At 70.0% G+C, this 18469-nt stretch carries 11 protein-coding genes; 3 read left to right on the top strand and 8 right to left on the bottom strand.

The window, feature by feature from the left end:
* Positions 1-52 precede the first annotated feature (52 nt).
* Positions 53-1927 (bottom strand): galactose oxidase early set domain-containing protein, encoded by a 1875-nt coding sequence (locus H537_RS0102810; protein WP_084150336.1) that lies wholly within the window; start codon positions 1925-1927, stop codon positions 53-55.
* Between the two features lie 222 nt (positions 1928-2149).
* On the opposite strand from H537_RS0102810, the gene H537_RS0102805 reads away from it, so the two are divergent.
* Positions 2150-3136 carry a diacylglycerol/lipid kinase family protein gene (locus tag H537_RS0102805; protein WP_064735899.1) on the top strand — a complete coding sequence of 329 codons (987 nt, stop codon included), beginning with the start codon at positions 2150-2152 and terminating at the stop codon, positions 3134-3136.
* Complete coding sequence (locus H537_RS0102800; protein WP_028996675.1) at positions 3133-3930, top strand: metallophosphoesterase family protein; 798 nt, start codon at positions 3133-3135, stop codon at positions 3928-3930. Before H537_RS0102805 ends, H537_RS0102800 begins: the two co-directional genes overlap by 4 nt.
* Before the next feature lie 37 nt (positions 3931-3967).
* On the opposite strand, the gene H537_RS40820 is transcribed toward H537_RS0102800, so the two are convergent.
* The 4 genes from H537_RS40820 to H537_RS0102780 all read right to left on the bottom strand — a co-directional run bounded on the left by H537_RS40820 (position 3968) and on the right by H537_RS0102780 (position 9792).
* Positions 3968-4936: a nucleoside hydrolase gene (locus H537_RS40820; RefSeq protein WP_043458040.1), complete on the bottom strand. Its 969-nt coding sequence runs from the start codon at positions 4934-4936 to the stop codon at positions 3968-3970.
* A gap of 23 nt (positions 4937-4959) precedes the next feature.
* On the bottom strand, positions 4960-5970 hold the full coding sequence (locus H537_RS0102790; protein WP_028996674.1) for an LLM class flavin-dependent oxidoreductase: 1011 nt from the start codon (positions 5968-5970) through the stop codon (positions 4960-4962).
* Positions 5971-6086: 116 nt separating this feature from the next.
* Positions 6087-8879 (bottom strand): PAS domain S-box protein, encoded by a 2793-nt coding sequence (locus H537_RS48815; protein WP_051241637.1) that lies wholly within the window; start codon positions 8877-8879, stop codon positions 6087-6089.
* A 58-nt stretch (positions 8880-8937) separates the two neighbouring features.
* Positions 8938-9792: a class I SAM-dependent methyltransferase gene (locus tag H537_RS0102780; RefSeq protein ID WP_051241636.1), complete on the bottom strand. Its 855-nt coding sequence runs from the start codon at positions 9790-9792 to the stop codon at positions 8938-8940.
* 106 nt (positions 9793-9898) lie between these two features.
* Between H537_RS0102780 and H537_RS0102775 the strand changes: the two genes are divergently transcribed.
* The gene (locus tag H537_RS0102775; protein ID WP_043458039.1) at positions 9899-11926 is read left to right on the top strand and encodes a BTAD domain-containing putative transcriptional regulator; all 2028 of its coding nucleotides are present in this window, start codon (positions 9899-9901) and stop codon (positions 11924-11926) included.
* A gap of 727 nt (positions 11927-12653) precedes the next feature.
* Here the strand turns inward: H537_RS0102775 and H537_RS0102770 are convergent.
* From H537_RS0102770 to H537_RS0102755, 3 genes are all read right to left on the bottom strand, one after another.
* Complete coding sequence (locus tag H537_RS0102770) at positions 12654-13343, bottom strand: substrate-binding domain-containing protein (protein WP_028996671.1); 690 nt, start codon at positions 13341-13343, stop codon at positions 12654-12656.
* Between the two features lie 2533 nt (positions 13344-15876).
* Positions 15877-16884, bottom strand: coding sequence for a ParB/RepB/Spo0J family partition protein (locus H537_RS40810; RefSeq protein ID WP_051241634.1), 1008 nt, complete (start codon positions 16882-16884; stop codon positions 15877-15879).
* Positions 16885-16903: 19 nt separating this feature from the next.
* Entirely contained in the window at positions 16904-18082 is a 1179-nt protein-coding gene (locus tag H537_RS0102755) for an AAA family ATPase (RefSeq protein ID WP_043458038.1), read from the bottom strand.
* Positions 18083-18469: the final 387 nt, after the last annotated feature.

Below are 18469 nucleotides of genomic sequence, written 5' to 3'. Positions count from 1 at the left end.
GGATCACAGCGCCCGCTGGGCGGGCTGGATCCCTGGCGGGCCGCCTACCGGCTCAGGAGATCTTGACGATCTTGGCCTGCGAAGGCACCAGACGGCCGTCGCCCGCCTTCGTGTTCTTCCGCATCGCGAAGACCATGTAATAGCCGGGGGGCATTTCAGTGGCCTTGGCCGGCGCCTTCACGGTCAGCGTCTGCCCGGACTGCGTGAAGGGCAGTTCCATGCGCCGCTGCTCGTTGCTGAACGAGTGCGTGGATGAACCGGTGCGGATCATCACCACGCTGTCCACGTCCGCCGAGGTGCTCATCTGGACCGTGAAGGTGTCGGACCAGGAGAAGTTCTTGGGCGTCACCTGGTTGATCACCGGCTGCGTGGCGTAGGTGCCGTCCGGATTGAAGAAGTACGGCGGGAAGTACACCTCGGCGTTCAGGCCCCGCACCGGCCCCGGCGCGCCGCCACCGCCGACCACGACGGCGCCGCTGGGCAGCAGCATGGTGTTGCCGTGGTACAGGCGCGGCTTCTCGGCGTTGGCGGTCATCGTCCACAGACCGGTCGCCGGGTCCCAGATCTCGCTGGTGTAGACCGCATCGGCCAGCGTGTTGGCGTTGCGCGAGCCCCCGTTGACCCAGACCTTGCCGTCCGGCAGGAGCGTGGAAAAGCCCCATTTGCGCGCGGTGCTCAACGGTGCGCCGATCTTGACGACGGGCTGTGCGCCGTTGACGTCAATCAGCGCCACCTGGGTCGTGTTGCGGACGGACAGGATCTTGCCCGGCGCGTACATCACCGACGTGGTGTTGTAATTCGTGCCCTGCAGTTTTCCGTTCAGCTTGGTGATCGAGCCGGAGCCGGTCGGGTCCAGGGAATAGAAATAGCCGTCGTTGGTGATGGTCAGAATCTTCCCGTTGGCCGTCAGCCAGGATTTCGGATACCACCAGTTCCCCTTGACTTCTCCAAATGCTGCATCGCTGCGTGCACCCGTCAAGGTGCGCCAGCCCGAGCCCGGCACGTAGATCTCGGGAACGGGCGAATAACTGGCCTGCGTCGCCGGCTTGGTGGAAGAACCTGCGTAATACCGGTCATCCCGGCCGCCCATGACCACGACCTCGCCCTTCTGCGTGGTGATGGCCGTGCCATACCAGCGCCGGTATTGCATGGACCCGGGTTCCTTGCGCAGGGAGTTGTCAGCAGGATTGAAGAAATTCGTGTCGGCCACCGCGTAATTGCGCACGCCATTGATCATGCGGTCGCCGCCGGCCATGAACACCTGGCCGGTGCTGGGCAGCACGAGCTGGGTGTTGCAGAACAGGTCTGTCCCGGTGGTGTTGGACAGCAGCTGGAAGGCCGAGGTGTCCGCGCCGGGCAGCGACGGGTTCCAGTCCGGATCCCAGACGGAGTAGTGGAACTTGGCACCCTGTGCGCCCTTGTCGTCGCTGCCGTAGGACAGCACCCGGCCGTCGGGCAGCAGCACCATGTGCAGCGGGATGAGGGGCCAGGCGAAGCTCGGTCCGAAGGCGCCCGCCCTGTAGGCCGTGGCCGTGGTGTTCTCGGGCTTGTACGAGGCCGAAAGCTGGCCGCTGGCGGCCAAAGCCTTCATGGTTTCGGTCAGGGGGCCGGCCGCCGCCACGGGACCGCTGCCGAAATCCACCGGCGCCTCGACATCGTCCTCCGGCAAGGCATCATCCATCGCGGCGCTTTCTTCCAGCGCCGTGGATGCGGACATTTCCGTCCCGCCGCCACCGCATCCTGCCAGCGCGGCCGCAATCAATACACAAAGCCCAGCTCGGGGCGCTCCATGGCGCACGGCCCAGACCAATACTTCAGCGGATTCCATGGATGACTGACCTGTTGGAAATGGCACAAACACGATCTCAACTTCGAGACCGCAGCTCGGATGCACTTTGCGCATAAATACATGCAGTAGAAACCCCATGCCTTAACGTGCGTTTGTGCCGGGCTGTATCGAAAGCATCGCGCAGTAAGTGAGCCGGGAATCAGCCTGTCGGAAATATTTCTGGATCATTTCCGGACGTGAATTCCTACTCACGTTACCTGTTATTCCCGGTGGTGCCGGGCATCACGGGTTAACCGGGCCGGATTGGCATGCCGGGATTGCGGTGGTTTTCAGGTATGCCCGTTGCCCCAGGCGGCCATCATGCAAACCGCCGCGGATACCGACCGGCCGGCCGTCGCGCCGCTCGATGGCAGCAGCCCCACCCTGCCGCTGGCCTTCGTCGTCAATCGGGGCTCGGGCCACGAAGAGACCGAGTCCCGCCTCGACACGCTGCGCCGCGTGATGAGCGAGGCCGGCCGGCGCCACGAGATCCTGTGCATCGACGGCAGTCAATCGCCGCAGGACGTGGCCGCACGCGCAGTGGCCTGGGCCGTGGCGCACGACGGCGGCGTGGTGGCCGCCGGGGGCGACGGCACGCTCAACACCGTGGCCCAGGCCGTGCTGCCCACGGGCCGACCCATGGGCGTGGTGGCCCAGGGCACCTTCAACTACTTCGCGCGCTCGCACGGCCTGCCCACCACTACCGAGGAAGCCGCGCGGCTGCTGCTCACCGCCCGGCCGCAGCCGGTGCAGGTGGGCCTGCTCAACGACCGCGTGTTCCTGGTCAATGCCAGCATGGGGCTGTACCCGCAGCTCCTGCAGGACCGCGAGGCCTTCAAGCAGCAGTTCGGACGCTACCGCTTCAATGCCATGCTGGCCGCGCTGGGCACCATCCTGCGCCACCACCGCGTGTGGACGCTGGAGCTGGAGCTTGGCGAGCGCAACCTGACGGTGCGAACGCCCACGCTGTTCGTGGGCAACAACCGCCTGCAGGCGGAGCAGGTAGGCCTGCCCGAGGCCGCCGTCGCCGGACAGGGCGCGCTGGCGGCGGTGATGGTGCGGCCGGTGGGACGCCTGGGCATGCTGGGCCTCGCGCTGCGCGGCGCGCTGGGCCGGCTGGGCGAGGCGGCCAATGTGTCGAACTTCGCGTTCCGCCGCCTGACGGTGTCGCCCGGCGCCGGACATCGCGCGCGCCACGTGAAGGTGGCCATCGACGGCGAGGTGCTGCGGCTGCGCACGCCGCTGACCTTCAGCGTCTCGCCCACCCCGCTGCAATTGCTGTTGCCACCGGAGCGGAGCGACGAGTGAGCGTGCTGCTGCAGGTGTCGGACGCGCATTTCGGCGCCGAGATCCCGGCGGTGCGCGATGCACTGCGAGAGCTGGCGCTGCAGGAGCGGCCCGACGTGGTGGTGTGGACCGGCGACCTGACCCAGCGCGCACGCCGCGACCAGTTCGCTGCGGCACGGGCCTTTGCCGACTCCCTGCCCGGCGCGCAGACCGTGGCCATGCCCGGCAACCACGACATCCCGCTCTACAACGTGGTGGATCGGCTGCTGCGCCCCTACGCCGGCTACCGCCAGGCCTTCGGCCCCGAGCTGGAGCCCGAGCTGGAACGCGAGGACCTGCTGCTGCTGCTGGTCAAGACCACGCGCCGCTGGCGCCACGAGCGCGGCGAGCTCTCTCCCGCGCAGGTGGAGCGCGTGGCGCAGCGCCTGCGCCGGGCTTCGCCGCGGCAACTGCGCGTGGTGGCCACGCACCAGCCGCTGCACGCAGCCGACGCTGGCGACCGCGCCCACCGACTGCGCGGGCCCGCCGACACGCTGGCGATCTGGGCCGAGGCCGGCATGGACCTGCTGCTGGGCGGGCACACGCACCGCCCCCGCTGCGACCGCGTGGACGCCGGCGCGCGGGCGGTGTGGGTGGTGCAGGCCGGCACGTCCATTTCGCACCGCGTGCGCGGCGGGCTGCCGAACTCGGTCAACCTGCTGCGCCACGACGCTGGCGCTGGCGCGAGCCACTGCAGCGTCGAGCAGTGGGACTTCGACGAGGACCTCGGCACCTTCGTGCAGGCGCGCAGCACGCAGGCCCTGCTCTCGCGCTGACTGGCGCCGGCGCCGAACCGGCCCGACCCACGCGGCCTCAGCCGCCGCGGCCTGACGCCGGCGCCCGCAGCCGCTCGCGGTAAAGCTCCAGCACGCCGGCCGAATCGACGTCCACGCACACCGCCTGCGCGGGACGGGCGGATGCCGCGCCCGTCGCCGGCTCCAGTCGCGTGCGGCCCACCGTCTCGCCTTGCGTGTCGACCGCCACCGGCGCGTGCACGGTGTCGAACAGCGCCGGCGCCAGCAGGCAGGCCACGGCCGAGGCGTCGTGCACGTAGAAGCCGTCGGCCACGCCGGTGCCGCGGTAGAAGGCCTGGTACACGCGCGAGATCTCCCAGATCAAGGCGCCCAGCTCGCCGGACTCCTGCGCCAGCGTGCGCAGGTACGGCGTGCCCATCACCGTCTGGTGCGTGACGTCGAGGCCGACGACGGTCACGGGCCAGCGGGCGGCAAACACCTCGTCCGCCGCCACCGGATCGCAGTAGATGTTGGCTTCGGCGAACGGCGACACGTTGCCGCCGTGGCCGTGGTGGCCGAAGGCACCGCCCATCACCACCACCTCGCGGGCCAGCGACGCGATGTCCGGCGCACTGCGCAGCGCCAGCGCCAGGTTGGTCAGCGGGCCCACGGCCAGCAGGCTCACCTCGCCCGGATGGCGCCGCAGCGTGTCCACGATGAACTCGTGCGCGCTTTGCCCGGAGACGTCGCGCCCGATCTGCGCCGGCAGCTCGATGTCGCCCAGTGCGTTGTGCCCGTGCACCTGCACAGGCGGCGCGTGCACCGTGCCGTCCAGCGCCGCACCCGCGCCCCGGTGCACTCCGGCCGCCAGCCCCAGGCGCTCGGCCAGGAACAGCGCGTTGCGGGTGGTGGTGTCGATGTGGCCGTTGCCGAAGACGGTGCACACGCCCAGCAGCTCCACCTCGGCGCAACGCGCCAGCAGCATCAGCGCCATGGCGTCGTCCACGCCGGGATCGGTGTCGAAGATGACTTTCTTCAGGGTGTCCATGCCCGGGAGCGTAAACGGCGCCGTCAGGCGTTCACCCCGGGTGCGGCACCCTGCCCCAGCCCGGCCACGATCTCGTAGGAACGCAGGCGCGCCGCGTGGTCGTGGATCTGCGAGGTGATCATCAGCTCGTCCGCACCCGTGCGCTCGATGAATGCCTCCAGCGCACGGCGCACCGTCTGCGGCGAGCCGATGGCCGAGCAGACCAGCGAGCGTTCCACGAACACGCGCTCGGCCATGGGCAGGCGGTCCATGAAACCCTCCACCGGCGGCGGCAGCTTGCCCGGGCGCCCGGCGTACAGGCTGGCGAACGCCTGCTGCGCCGAACTCGCCAGAAGCTGCCCTTGCGCGTCGCTGTCGGCGGCGAAGACGTTGAAGCCCAGCATCAGGTGCGGCCGCTGCAGGTGCACGGAGGGGCGGAACTCACGCCGGTACAGGTCCACGGCGGCGTCCAGCATCGCGGGCGCGAAGTGCGAGGCGAAGGCATAAGGCAGGCCCAGGTGCGCGGCGAGCTGCGCGCCGAACAGGCTGGAGCCCAGCACCCACACCGGCACGCGCAGCCCCTCGCCCGGAATGGCGCGCACCTTCTGTCCCGGGCGCGGCGGGCCGAAATAGGCCAGCAGCTCGGCCACGTCCTGCGGGAAGCGGTCCGCGGCTTCCGGCCCGCGCTCCTGGCGCAGCGCGCGAGCGGTGGCCGGGTCCGAGCCCGGGGCCCGGCCCAGGCCCAGCTCGATGCGGCCCGGATACAGCGTCTCCAGGGTGCCGAACTGCTCGGCGATCACCAGCGGCGAATGGTTGGGCAGCATCACGCCGCCGGCGCCGACGCGGATGCGGCTGGTGGCACCCGCCACGTGGCCGATGAGCACCGCCGTGGCGGCGCTGGCGATGCCGGGCATGCCGTGGTGCTCGGCCAGCCAGTAGCGGTTGAAGCCCCAGCGCTCGCAGTGCCGCGCCAGGTCCACGGTGTGGCGGAAGGACTGGGCGGCATCGCCACCCTCCACGATGGGACAGAGATCGAGAACGGAAAGGGGAAGCATGGCGCCATGGTGCCGGTCGCAGTGGCGGCGCGCCGCGGACCACCGCATGCCGCCCTGCAGGGAGCGGGGCGTTGCGCCGTCCCCCTCCCCCCGCAGCCGGGACGCAGGGCCCTCGCCTAGCGCCGGAGTTCCAGCGCGCGGGCCAGGTCCTCCTCCCGCACGGGCTTGGTCAGGTGCCCGTCAATGCCCGCGGCCCGGGTACGGGCCTGGTCGCGCTCAGCACCCCAGCCGGTCACGGCCACCAGCACCGTCTTGGCCAGCGCGGGAATGGCGCGCAGGCGCGCCGCCACCTCATAGCCGTTGAGGCCCGGCATGCCGATGTCCAGGAACACCAGCTCCGGCAAGTGCGCCTGCGCCGCCGCGATGGCCTGCAGCCCGTCGTGCACCACGTGCACCTCGTGGCCGTCCATGCGCAGCAGCAGCCCCAGCGTCTCCGCGGCATCCACGTTGTCGTCCACCACCAGCACGCGGCGGCAGGCCGTGCCGTCCGTGCCGCCGCCCCGCGACCCGCCCTCACCGGCCGGCTCGGCAGCAGGCGGCCTGCCGATTGGCAGATCGACCACGAAGGTGCTGCCCCGGCCGGGTCCGGCACTCTCGGCGCTGATGTGCCCGCCATGCATCTCCACCAGCCGCCGTGCCAGCGACAGTCCGATGCCCAGGCCGCCCTGTGAGCGCTCCAGCGTGCTGCCGATCTGCGTGAACAGGTCGAACACCTGCTCCAGCATGTCCGCCGGGATGCCCACGCCGTTGTCGCTGACCGACAGGCTCAGCCGCTCGCCCGGTCGGCGCTCGGCGCGCAGCGCGATGCGCCCGCCCTCGGCCGTGTACTTGGCGGCGTTGTTGAGCAGGTTGCTCAGCACCTGGGCCAGCCGCGTGGCGTCCGCATGCAGCAGCACCGGCTCCTGCGGCAGTTCCACACTCAGCGCATGGCGGGCCGACTCGATCAGCGGCCGGCTGGTTTCCAGCGCCAGCTCCACCACCGCGTTGAGCGAGACCGTGGCCTTCTTCAGCGCCACCTTTCCCCGGCTCACGCGCGAGACGTCCAGCAGGTCGTCCACCAGGCGCACCATGTGCATGAGCTGGCGCTCCATGAGCTCGCGCGCCCGCACCCCCACGGGACTGGCCGGCTCGGCGTGGCGCAGGATCGCCAGGCCGTTGGAGATGGGCGCCAGCGGGTTGCGCAGCTCGTGCGCCAGCGTGGCCAGGAACTCGTCCTTGCGCGTGTCCGCCTCGCGCAGCGCCTGCTCCACGCGCTTGCGCTGGGTGACGTCGCTGAACAGCAGCGCCACCTTGTGCTCCCGCGGCTCGCCCACGCGGAAGGCGAAGACGTCGAACCAGCGCCCCATCGACGCCGCCTGCTCCTCGAAGCGCAGCGGCTCGCCGGTGCGGGCCACGCGCGCGTAGGTTTCCACCCAGGACGGTTCGAGGTCCGGCACCAGCTCGCGCGCCATGCGGCCGAGCGCGCCCACCATGCCGGTGTGGCGCTCGAAGGCCGGGTTGATCTCCAGGAAGCGGTAGTCGTGGGCCCGGCCGGCGGCGTCGAAGGCCATCTGCAGGATGCAGAAGCCCTCGTCGATGGACTCGAACAGCGTGCGGTAGCGCGCCTCGCTCGCGCGCAGGCTCTCCTCGGCCAGCTTGCGGTCATGGATGTCCACCGAGGAGCCGTACCACTGCGTCACGCGCCCGGTGGCCGGGTCGTGATGGGGCTCTGCGCGCACCAGGAACCAGCGGTAGTCGCCCGAAGCCGCGCGGATGCGGTGCTCGACGTTGAACGCGGTGCCCGTGGCACGGGCCTGGTTGAAGCGCTCCATCGTGACTTGCCGGTCGTCCGGGTGCAGGACGCTGACGGCCACCTCGGCAGCCGTGCCCGGGTAGCCCGCCATGCCCGTGTAGGTGTACCAGTGGCGGTTGAAGAACTCGGTGCGCCCCTCGGCATCGGTGATCCAGACGATCTGCGGCACCGCGTCGGCCATCAGGCGAAAGCGCTTCTCGCTCAGCAGCAGCGCCGTTTCCGCAGCCTTGCGCTGCGTGATCTCCAGGAACAGCACCGAGAACTGGCCGTTGCCGATGGCGTGCGCCCGCGCCTCGTACCAGCGGTCGTTGAGCACGGGCACGTGCAGCTCGAACTCGGCGCTCTCGCCCGTGTCCACGACCCGGGCGTAGGTCTCGATCACCTCGTCCTGCACGCCCGGGACGGCCTCGCGCACCGTGCGGCCCAGCGCCTGGTTCACCGGGATGCCGGTCAGCCGCTCGAAGGCCGGGTTCGCCTCCACGAAGCGGAAATCGACCATGCGGCCCGCGTCGTCACGCACGGCCTCGCCGATGAAGAAGCCCTCGCCCATGCGCTCGAACAAGCCGCGCCAGCGCGCCTCGCTCTCGCGCAGCGCCTGCTCGGCGCGGCCGCGCTCGATGAGCTCGCGCGTGCGCTCGGCCACTTCGTTCATCAGCTCGACCTCGTGCGGCGTCCACTGCCGCTCGGGGCGCTGGTTGAGGTAGACGATGGTGCGCAGCCGGCCGGCCTTGAACAGCGGCACCACCAGGATCGCCCGCGTGTCCACCTCGTGCGAGGTCCGGATCGTCGCCGCGTCGCTGGTGAGCGGGTGATGGCGCACGTTGGCGATGATCACCGGCTCGCCCGCGCGCAGCCGGTCGATCACCGGCTGGCCGAAGGCGCTGGCCGGGAAACGGCCCATGAGCGGCGGCACGCTGCCGTCGGTCCAGCACACGTCGTAGTCGATGAGGTCCAGCTGCTCGTCGACGTGGCCGTAGCCCACCCGGTTGACCCGGAAGTGGCGGCCGAGCATCGCGCTGACCTCCTGGAGGATGGCGCGCGTGTCGCCGCAGCCGCGCAGCACGTCGGTGAGCGTCAGCAGGAAACGTTGGCGCTGGGCGGCGTCGGATTCGGTCATCGGGCGGGACGGGGTTTCGCTGGGGCCGAGTGTCCCAGCTTGCCGCATGCCCGCCCGCTCAGCGCCGCGTGACCACGATCTCCAGGTACTCGCTGGGCACCGCCAGCGTTCCGTCCTGCGCGCGGTTGAAGCTGCCCGTGAGGTCGAGCAGGTCGTTGAGCAGCGCCGTCTGCCCCGCGTCGTCCAGGGCGGCGAAGGCCTTGAGCACCGGGCCGTAGTAGGTGCGGAAGACCTGCAGCATGTGCCCGGGCGAGCGGTAGCGGAACACGAAGTGGCGCGACGCCGCCTCGATCCGGACCGCGTCTGTGCGGAACAGCTCGTCGATGCGCTCGCGCGTGCCCCACAGCGCAGGCGACGTGACCCCGGCCGGCGGCGGCACGTGGCGGCCCACGGTCTTGAACAGCTGGCCGATGAAGCCTTGCGGCGTCCAGTTGGCCATGCCGATGCGCCCGCCCGAGCGGCACACCCGCAGCATCTCGGCGGCCACGCGGGGCGCGTCGGGGGCGAACATCGCGCCGAAGGTCGAGACGATCGCGTCGAAGCTGCCGTCGTCGAAGGGCAGCGCCTCGGCGTCGGCCTCGCGGAACTCGATGTCCAGCCGCTCGGCCGCGGCGCGCTCGCGGCCGCGCTCCAGCAGCGCCGGCACGTAGTCGGTGGACGTCACCTCGCACCAGCGCCGCGCCGCGGCCAGCGAGGCGTTGCCGTTGCCGGCGGCGACGTCGAGCACGCGCTCGCCCGAGTGCAGGTCCAGCGCTTCGCACAGGGTCTCGCCCACGATCTGCAGCGTGGTGCCGACCACGGCGTAGTCGCCGGAGGACCAGGCGGCGCGCTGGCGCATCTTGACGGCGGACAGGTCCACGGCCGGTGCGGCGATGGCGGACGAGGGCTGGACAGAGGCAGACAATGCGTTCATGGCGGGGACTCCGGTGGCTTGAGGCGGTGGGCGGCGGACTTGCCGCTGCCCCCGGAAGCCACTGTCCGGCCCGGCCGTGGAAGGTCGCGTGGGAACGGGCGTGGAAATGAGCGTGGAATTCGACCCCGCAGCGGTCCCGCCGCTGCGCCTGCGGCTGCTCGGCGCACTGGAGATCCGCCGCGACGGCGCGGCGGTGCCGCTGCCGCCGTCCCGCAAGGTACGCGCCCTGGTGGCCTACCTGGCCATGGCCCGCCGCCCCGTGGCCCGCACGCAGCTGTGCGAGCTGCTGTGGGACATCCCGAACGACCCGCGCAGCGAGCTGCGCTGGTGCCTGAGCAAGGCGCGCCCGGTGCTGGACCAACCCGGCCGTCCACGGGTGCTGGCCGATGCCGAGGCGGTGCGGCTGGACCTCGACGGCGCGCGGGTCGATGCGCTGGAAGTCGATGCCGCCGTGCAAGGCGGCATCGCGACCCTGGCGCCGGAGCGGCTGCGTGCCCTGGCCGCCCTGTTCGAGGGCGAATTCCTGCAGGACCTCGACATCGGGCGCAGCGCGCCCTGGAGCGCCTGGCTGCTGGGCCAGCGCCGGCGCTTCCACGCCGTGCGCGCAGCGATCCTGGAACACCTGGCGCGCGCGCTCGATCCCGCCGGCGACGAGGTCCTCGCCTGCCTGGAGCAGTGGCTGCGGCTGGCGCCCTTCGACCGCCGCGCGCACGAGAGCCTGTTCGACGCGCTGGCCCGGCGCGGACGCCTGCGCGAGGGCGAGGAGCACCTGGCCGCCACCGCGCGGATGTTCGAGGCCGAGGGCCAGGACTGGAGCGCGCTGGGCCGCGCCTGGCGCGCCGCCAAGGAGCGCCAGGCCACGCTGCCCGCCCGGGTGGCGGAGCCGGTGCCCACGGTGGCGGCGCTGGAGGTGCTGGAGCCGGTGAAGCCGCTGGAGGCCGCCGCGCCGCGGCGCGCCTCCATCGCGGTCATGCCGTTCATGGACCAGTCGCGCGCCACCGCCACGCGCGGCGGCCTGGCCGACGGCCTGGTGTATGACGTCATCACGCGCCTGGCCAAGCTGCGCAGCATGTTCGTCATCGCGCAGGGCACCGTGTTCGCGCTGGACCAGCGGCACGTTGGCGCCGAGGAGGCCGGGCGCACGCTGGACGTGGACTACATGGTCAGCGGCTCGCTGCGGCGTGAAGGGCCGCGCGTCGCGGTGAGCGTGCAGCTGGTGGAGACGCGCACCGCGCGCATCGTGTGGGCAGAGTCCTTCGGCAGCCGCTGCGACGAGGCGCTGGGCGTGCTGGACGACATCGGCAACCGCATCGTGTCCTCGGTCGCCAGCCAGGTCGAGGTGGCCGAGCGCAACCGGGCCATCCTCAAGCCGCCCAGCTCGCTCGACGCCTGGGAGGCGCATCACCGGGGCCTGTGGCACATGTACCGCTTCGACCGCGCGCACAACGAGCAGGCGCATCACTTCTTCGAGACCGCCACGCGGCTGGACCCGGGCTTCGCGCGGCCCTGGGCCGGCTTGTCGTTCACGCATTTCCAGAACGCGTTCCTGGGCTGGGGCGAGCGCGGGCACGAGATCGAGATGGCCTACCGCACGGCGTCGCAGGCCGTCATGGCCGACGACCAGGATCCCGCCGCGCACTGGGCGCTCGGCCGGGCGCTGTGGCTGCGCGGAGCGCTGGGCGAATCGCTCGTGGAGCTGGAAGCGTCCACCGAGCTGAGCCCCAACTTCGCGCTGGGCCACTACACACGCGCCTTCGTGCAGGCGCAATCGGGCGACGCGCAGGACGCGATCCGCGCCTCGGACCTCTCGCGGGAGTTGAGCCCCTTCGACCCGCTGCTGTTCGGCATGCTGGCCACGCGCGCCGTCGCGCTGATGCGCCTGGGCCGCCACGACGAGGCGGCGAACTGGTCGATGAAGGCGGCGGCGCGGCCCAACGCGCACGTGCACATCCAGGCCATCGCCACGCACTGCCTGGCGCTGGCAGGCCGGCTGGACGAGGCCCGCGCAACGGCGGCCGCCATTGGCCGGCAATGGCCGGGCTACGGCTGCGAGGACCTGCTGCGCGCCTTCCGCTTCGATGCGCCTGCCGCCGCGGCGCTGCGCCAGGCCGCCGGCCACATCGGCTTGAAATGAGGCTTGCCTGAAACCTTCTTAGTTCAGATAAGTGACTCTAATCTCAGATAGCAAATACAAAACTCAAGTCTCGATCCAAAAGGCAATCGAGCCAGAAGCTGAAGACTGACAGGCACTTGCACAAGCAATGTGCGCTCTCGTTCGCAGACTCGCCAGCGGCCCTCCCCTGTCCGGTGTGCCGCATGCACGAGCTGGATCCACATGGGCGGAACACGGACGCTCCGCTCGGCGCTGACAAGCCAGGTTCGGGAACGGGTTTGCCATTCCGGGCGCTTGGCGGCTCATGTACAGCGTGAGCACCTCGGTGACGGCTGCGCCGGCATTAGAGCTGGGCTGGCGCTGCTGCGGCCGGTGCTGGTGAAGCCAATCAAGCCGCTGAAGGCGGGAGATCGATAACCGGTTGAGGCAGGCCAATGCACTGCCGTGTCACCGCGAGACCTTGGTCAGGTAGCACATGGCGCGTGCGTCGAGGGTGACCCGCGGACGCAAGCAGGGCTGCCGAGCCACATTGCCGTCACTACCACGGGCCACGAGCTCACCGTTGATACGGAACTTCCACGGCATCGTGCTCGCGCAAGGTGGCCCTGCTCTTGGCGCCACCGTGTCCCATGCAGACCGGGCGGCCTGCCCTGCTGGTGAGACCGAACCGGGCGGCATCGCCGGCGGCGATTTGACCGGCAGGGCTCATGCACGCTGCCTCACCGCCGGCTTGCAATCACGCTCCGGCTCAAGCCGGTTCCATGCCATTGGCGCGCTTGGGCGCGTCGGCGGCCTGTGACACCAGGAAGTCCAGCAGGGGACGCACGCTCTCGGGCTGGGCGCAGGTGGCGGCGATGCCCGCGGAGAACGTCGTGATGATCTGGATCTCGTCGGGCAGCGGCCCCACGACGTCGATGCCCTTCAGGTGGATCAGCTCGCTGAGCTGCTGGAAGCCCAGCTCGACCTTGCCGTCGGCCACCAGCGACCCCACCGGCACGCCGGGAGGGGCCTGCACGATGCGGTCCTGGACCTGCGCCGCGATGCCCCAGCGCTCGAACAGCTTCACTAGTGCCACGCCGCTGGGGCCCGTGGAATAGCTCAGGCTGCCGGCCGCCAGGACCGCCTGCTTAACAGCTGCCTCCGAGCCCAGGTCGGGCCGCGGGGCGCCGGCGCGCACGGCCACGGCGACGCCGGAGCGGACGAGGTCGCTGCGGGTGCCGGCGACGACCTTGCCGGCCTGGATCAGCTGCTCGATGGCGTTGGAGGCCAGGATCACGAGGTCGAAGGCCTCGTCCGCCTGCACGCGCTTGGCGGCGTCGACGCCGCCGACGGACTCGACGGTGACCGCCTGCTGGGTCTGCTGCTGGAATTGGCCAATCAGGTCCGCCAGCAGTTGCTTGGTGGCCATGGAAGAGATGATGCGGATGGGGGATGCCACGCGGCGACTCCTCTGAAGGTTTGTGGGGCGGCCGCCAAGGGCCGGACGGGGGCCGCCATTATTTCGGCGCCGCGCGGCGCCTGCAGCAACGGCCCCCGTGCCGCGCCGGCAGCGAGGCGCGGCCGTTCCACGGGTCGGCACGGCCCGAGGTCCGGGCGAGGGGACTGCAGACACCACGGTATGCACAGCCCCATGGCGCGGGCCTTCGCCCGCCTGTCGAGGCCATGCAGCCATCAACCGCTCGACGACCAAGCCGATCCGGACGGGAGTTCGCAGCGAGCCCGCAAGCAGTCGTCAATGAGACAGGCCTTATCGCAGACCAGCCGCCGTGGTACGGGACCACGGGCCCTCATATCGCGGTTCGATGGTGACCGCGCTCCGCTGCCGCCTTCCATGGCGGGTTCTACTCCCTACCGCGGACCGGCAATTCGAAGCTTCGGCAGCCAAGCCGAGCCACTACCAAATTTCCTCACGTATCCCTTCAGCGCTTGATCGTGGCTGCATTGCCGAGGATCGGGCGTTGCTCGCCGGCACCATGGATGCGTGCGAGCCCGCCGCGACCGTGGTACGGGACCACATCTTGGGATGGCGTCCAGCGCCCATGCGCAAAGGGCATGTGTGCCAGCGGTATTGCGCAGTGGCATTGCACCTCGCGGTCCGGCCTTCCCTTCGCATGACAGCAATGCCAACCGCGGTTGGTCGGTGCACTGGCCAGTGGCCCGACGCGGCTTGCGGATCAGCCCGTGGCAAGCGCACGGCGCCCAGTCGGACCCACAAAGCCACAGACCTTCTCAGCGGGCCTGGCCTGAATCCTTCGAGCTGCCCCGTCGAGCTTGTCGCTGTCCCGATCGTCAGTGCCCACCACGCTCGTTGCGGCAAGCACAGGCAACAAGCTTCAGGGTTTCCGCCAGTTCGGCCAGTTGATGGCGCTCACTGTGGCGAGTCAGCGCCACGCAAGGCGCATGGCTTGCACATCAAGCGCAGCCTGCTTCCTGCCCCAACGAGGCTGTGGTCGAAGCAAGAAACCTCCATTGCAGGCGGCTGCTTGGCGCCGCGAGGCGATACAGCAGCAGCGTCGAGAGCATGGGCCCCGGACCTCGCGACGCTGGATGTCCGGGCAGTTGCTCGCCCACCTGCTTCACCGTTGCCGAGCCCACGGGTTGGCGGGCCTTCCATGCCGCAGCTCCGGAGGTACGGACAGCCTGGACAGACAGATCCACGGCGTCCGTCCTGCTCTCGCACCCATGGCATCCACCAATGCGCGAAGGACTCGGCCGCCCGTTAGCCGTGCCGCACCGTACTGCGCTTCCGGCGCGTGGTACGGGACCACACCCGTGTTCCGTCGGAGACAAGGCTGACCGGAAGTGCTTGTGGCGTGCCTTGGTCCCGTCCACTCCCGCGGCCTGCAATGTCGGTGTCCTGGCATTCGCCGGAACGTCACCTGGGCAGCTTGGGAAGACGCGGAAGGCCGCCCGGCTGCGTTGCTGGCCTTGCCGTCCGCTGTCATGCGCCGCGGTGTGGTACGAGACCACACCCCCATGCACCGTCCCGTCCAGGACGCTGGACACGAGATGCCATGGTGATCCAGCCGGCCGCACGCCAGACGTTTCGATGGTGGCTCTTGCCGGCCTGCGTTCTTGAAGACGCGCCCCGGCAGCGCCAAGGCTTCCACGCTGTCTTCATCGCGGTGATGTCCGCCCGCACGCGATGAGACCTGGGCACCATGCCGCCGTCACCGGACGTTGCCACGGCCCGGTGTGGTACCGGACCACACCCACGCCTCCCCTGAACAACCGCGATCCGGTCTTCATGCCCAATCCATCCTGGCCACGCCGTAGCTCCAAGGTGCACCTCGCCGACGGCAGCCGCTCGGCGCCTGGACCAGCGGCGGCACCGGGCTCGCTTCAGTCACTCACGTCCACGGGTACGCAAGCCCACCGCGGTCCAGGCGTGGTACGAGACCACACCCGCCCTGTCCGGCACGGCGGAAAACGGCGCCGTGCCGGCCCGGCTGAACGCTGCCGAGGGCTCTGCCGTCGAGTGCGCCCCGTCTGGCTCCTGGAGGGTGGTCGGCGGCATCACAGCGCCCGTCGAAGCCTCGCTTCAGCAGCCTTTCCGGTCAGATGACAGGTCTGGTCATTCCGGCGCCGTGGTACGGGACCACACCCCACGCGCTGTCCGCGCCGACTTCCAGCCGGAAGGAGCGTGCAACGTCCGCTGTACAGCGGTTCGCGGAGCTTTCGACTGGACACCGCTGGCGGCCTGCCGGCCCGGCGTCAGGCAGGTCGTGGAGCCCGAATCGAAGGACATTCCGCGAACCATCGACCCTGGAATGCCTGCGATGGTGCGCGGGACACGCGCCCCCCGGGCGGCGCCGTGGGATCGGGAAGGAGCCTCATCCGCTCGATCCCAGTGGAGTGCCAAGCGCGGTGCTTTCCGTAGCCGCGGGGTGGTGAGACGCCTCACCTGCGGCCGGCGTGGAAGGAACCACCGGCCGCCTCGGGCACCCGCAAGGCGGGCGCGTTTGCTGTGCTCAGAGCTTGAGCAGCTGCTTCACCAGGCTCTCCGCCTGGGCCAGGTCCACCGGCTGGCGGATCTCGATGGCCAGGGCGCCACCGGGCTTGCGGGTCAGCACTGCCACAGTCTTGCCTTCCTTCTTGAAGTGCCGCTTGTCCACGAAGCCACGCTCCGCGCCCTGGCCCAGCAGCTCGTCCAGCACGGCCTTCGGGGCCCGTGGTACGGTACCCCGGCCCGCGATGGCCTTGGCCCGCGCCAGCACGCCGTCCGGGTCCTTCTGCAGCGCGTCCGACAAGGGCCGGGCCCAATGCAGCTGGATGTCCGCCGGCGAGCTGAACGCGGCCACCACCGCGGCCGGCAGCTCGGCCAGCCGCAACGCCTTGGCCGCGTTGCTGTGGTCCATGCCCGCTTCCTCGGCCAGGCGCCGGATCGAGGTGAACAGCCGGGCCTGCAGCGCGCGCTGGATGCTCTGTCCCTGCTCCCACGGCGAGAGGTTGCGGCGCTCGCGGTTCTCGCGGTCCATGGTCAGCCACATCTGCTTGTCGGTGACGCTCTCGATCATCGCCAGCACCGGCACGCCCAGCTCCAGGCACGCGCGGTGGCGGCGGTGGCCGAACACCAGCTCGTATTCCACGCCGTCGCGCGGCTCGTCCAGCGGCCGCACCTTCACCGGCTGCACGTTCACGCCGGCGTGCTCGATCTCAGTCTTGAGCTTGGCGAAGTCTGCCGATTCGAACTCCGACTCGTGCCGGTTGGCCAGCCGGCTGCGGCCGATGCAGCGCGGGTCCAGCAGCTTCAGCGGTACGCTTCCTTCGTAGTCGCGCAACCGCGCCTTGACCTCCGCCAGCTCCTTGCCCAGCGGGCTGGAGCGGCCCAGCACGCCCATCATCTGGCCGACACCGGTGTAGGCCTTGCGCGGCGCCCCGGCCTCCTCGCTCACGGCCGCCAGCGGCGCCGGCGCTGCAGGCTGCGGCTCCGGCAGCAGGTTCACCAGCTTGGATTTCTCCGCGATCTTCTTGGTCATCACTGTCTCCCGCGCGTACTCAGGCCGCCATCTTGCGGCGCCACGTTGCCTGGATGAGCTGCTCCACCAGCTCCGTGACCTTTTCGTAGGCCTCGGCAGCGCGCTTGTAGGTGCGGGCATTGCCGTCGTAGCGGCCCACGTCGTAGATCGTGCCGAACTCCGCCGCGGCCGAGGCGGCGGCTGCCGTCTTCGGGATCTCCACCGGCATCACCTTGCCTTCGTAGGCTTGGCCGATCCAGTCGCGCACCACGGTGGCGGTGGAGTCGCTGCTGTCCACGCGCGTGAGCAGCACGCGGATGAAGTCGAACTCCTTGCCCACGCCGCGCTGCTCGACCAGCTGCCCCGCCAGGTCGGAGAACAGGCGCCAGAACTGCGAGGCCGAGGCAAAGTCCAGCGCGTTGGGCGGCAGCGGCATCAGCAGCCCGTTGGCCGCCATCAGCGCGTTGATCGTGACGTAGGACAGCGACGGCGGCGTGTCGATCACGATCACGTCGTACTCGTCGCGCACCTCGTCCAGGCCGATGTTGAGCACGTTCCAGAACTCGAAGTCGTCCTCGGTCTGTTGACGCGAGGGCAGCGAGAACTCCGCGCCGAACAGCAGCGGCGCTGCCGCCACCAGGTCCACCCCGCTCCAGTAGCTGGGCCGAATCGCGCTGCGCAGCGAACTCTCGGCGCCCACGCACAGCGGCAGGATCGTCTGCTCGTCCTCCACCTCGGTATCGGGCAGGATGCCGAACAGCGTGGTCAGCGAGCCCTGCGGATCGCAGTCCACTGCCAGCACCCGGTGCCCGCGCAGGCTCAGGCCCTGCGCCACGGACATCGCGGTGGTGGTCTTGCCCACGCCACCCTTGAAGTTCGCCAGCACGATGGCCACGGCTTCCGCCCCCGCCGGCCGCATGGCCGCGGCGCGGTAGGCGCGCGACCAGGCCTGCACGTCCGCCAGCGAGAATTCGCGCCGCCCGTTGCCCGTGACGCGGCCGCTGGGCAGGTCGCCCTTCTGAATGCGGTACGCGACCTGGTTGCGATCGAGCCCGCAGATCGCGCCCAGCTGCCCGCTGCTGTAGGTGGGAGCGCGCTTGCGCGAGGTGGGCGAGAGCATCGCGCTGCGCACCCGGCTCATCAACAGGCCGGAACGGTCAGCCTGGTCCATCACGTCAGACAGCGTCTGGGGGGCCAGCGTCGCCGTGTTGCTGTTCATTGGGATCCTCCTTGGGGAGGCCGGATCATAACGATGAGTCAGCAATAAAAAGTGCTATCAGCAATATTTCGCTGAATCACAACGCATGGCTCTGTGCACACCACGAGTCATGAAAACGCATCCTTCTGCTTGGCGATGAGTTCGTATGGGGTTTACAGCCTCTTTTCGAAAAGCCCACGCGGGTTTTCAAGAGGTTCAAGACCCTTCAAACCCTTCAATACCTTTACCGTCGGGATTTCCCTTTGGTGACAAGCACTTGGAGCCAGACAGGTGAGCTTTTGTGGGAACGGTGGTGAGCCCTTTTGGGAACGTCCGTGAGGATTCGTGGGAACGAAGGTGAGGAAGGCTGGGAACGCACGTGAGCGGATAAGGGAAGGGTGCTGCGTT

This window comes from Azohydromonas australica DSM 1124 (assembly GCF_000430725.1).
In the GTDB taxonomy this organism is placed as follows: Bacteria; Pseudomonadota; Gammaproteobacteria; order Burkholderiales; family Burkholderiaceae_C; genus Azohydromonas; species Azohydromonas australica.
Note: the sequence above shows the minus strand (reverse complement) of the source record. Positions and strands in the feature narration are given on the sequence as shown.

What these genes read in the sequence shown, in the direction of transcription:
- H537_RS0102810 (WP_084150336.1), bottom strand. Translation starts at nt 1,927, where the DNA reads ATGGGGTTTCTACTGCATGTATTTATGCGCAAAGTGCATCCGAGCTGC.
- H537_RS0102805 (WP_064735899.1), top strand. Translation starts at nt 2,150, where the DNA reads ATGCAAACCGCCGCGGATACCGACCGGCCGGCCGTCGCGCCGCTCGAT.
- H537_RS40820 (WP_043458040.1), bottom strand. Translation starts at nt 4,936, where the DNA reads ATGGACACCCTGAAGAAAGTCATCTTCGACACCGATCCCGGCGTGGAC.
- H537_RS0102790 (WP_028996674.1), bottom strand. Translation starts at nt 5,970, where the DNA reads ATGCTTCCCCTTTCCGTTCTCGATCTCTGTCCCATCGTGGAGGGTGGC.
- H537_RS48815 (WP_051241637.1), bottom strand. Translation starts at nt 8,879, where the DNA reads ATGACCGAATCCGACGCCGCCCAGCGCCAACGTTTCCTGCTGACGCTC.
- H537_RS0102780 (WP_051241636.1), bottom strand. Translation starts at nt 9,792, where the DNA reads ATGAACGCATTGTCTGCCTCTGTCCAGCCCTCGTCCGCCATCGCCGCA.
- H537_RS0102775 (WP_043458039.1), top strand. Translation starts at nt 9,899, where the DNA reads ATGAGCGTGGAATTCGACCCCGCAGCGGTCCCGCCGCTGCGCCTGCGG.
- H537_RS40810 (WP_051241634.1), bottom strand. Translation starts at nt 16,884, where the DNA reads ATGACCAAGAAGATCGCGGAGAAATCCAAGCTGGTGAACCTGCTGCCG.
- H537_RS0102755 (WP_043458038.1), bottom strand. Translation starts at nt 18,082, where the DNA reads ATGAACAGCAACACGGCGACGCTGGCCCCCCAGACGCTGTCTGACGTG.